This window comes from Xanthomonas codiaei (assembly GCF_002939785.1).
In the GTDB taxonomy this organism is placed as follows: Bacteria; Pseudomonadota; Gammaproteobacteria; order Xanthomonadales; family Xanthomonadaceae; genus Xanthomonas; species Xanthomonas codiaei.
This window is the reverse complement of the sequence record NZ_MDEC01000082.1, coordinates 1-796: the sequence shown is the minus strand read 5'-3', so window position 1 is coordinate 796 and position 796 is coordinate 1. Positions and strand designations below refer to the sequence as shown.

Genomic DNA, 796 nt, shown 5'->3' with positions numbered 1-796 from the left:
CGCTATCGCGCGCTCCACCTCGATGGCGACCGCTTCGTGGGTTGCATCATCCACGATCACCAGACACTTGATCACCCGACCGTCGGCGGTGCGGTCAAACACGAAGTCCATCGACCATACCTGGTTGGCCTGTGCCGGCCGCAATAGCGGCTGACGCTCGCCTACCGGGACTTTCTTGCGCTTGCGGCGGCGGACCTGCAGCTGCTGCTCGCGGTACAACCGCTCCACCCGCTTGTAGTTCACGATGCGGCCTTCCTGTCGCAGTTTGAGATAGATCATGCCCACGCCATAACGGCGATGGCGATGCGCCAACGCACCGATGCGCTCGCGCAGCTCAACGTTGCGATCTTCGCGCGGGCAGTAGCGCAGCGCGCTGGCGCTCATGCCGATCGCGGCCAAGGCGCGACGCTCGCTGGCGCCACGCCCCATCCACTCGCGCACCAGCGCACGACGCGCCGGCGCGCTCACCACTTTTTTCGCAGCGCATCCTTGATCAGATCGTTCTCAAACAGCTGCTCGGCCAGCAACTTCTTCAGCCGCGCATTCTCGGACTCCAGGTCCTTGAGCCGCTTGGCATCGGGCACGCTCATACCACCGAACTTGCTACGCCACAGGTAGTACGAGGCCTCACTGAAGCCATGGCGCCGGCATAGGTCCTTGATTGCCACGCCGCTTTCGGCTTCGCGCAGAAAACCGATGACCTGCTCGTCAGTAAAACGTTTCTTCACGTCCAATCTCCGTCGGGTAGGGAATTGGACTCCAAACTGCGGTGCTACTCAAAATCGGGGGGACGTCG

General features: G+C 62.4%; 1 pseudogene. It reads right to left on the bottom strand.

From position 1 onward, the window contains the following. Positions 1-728, bottom strand: a pseudogene (locus XcodCFBP4690_RS22135) (transposase); the annotation flags it as partial. Between the last annotated feature and the right edge of the window lie 68 nt (positions 729-796).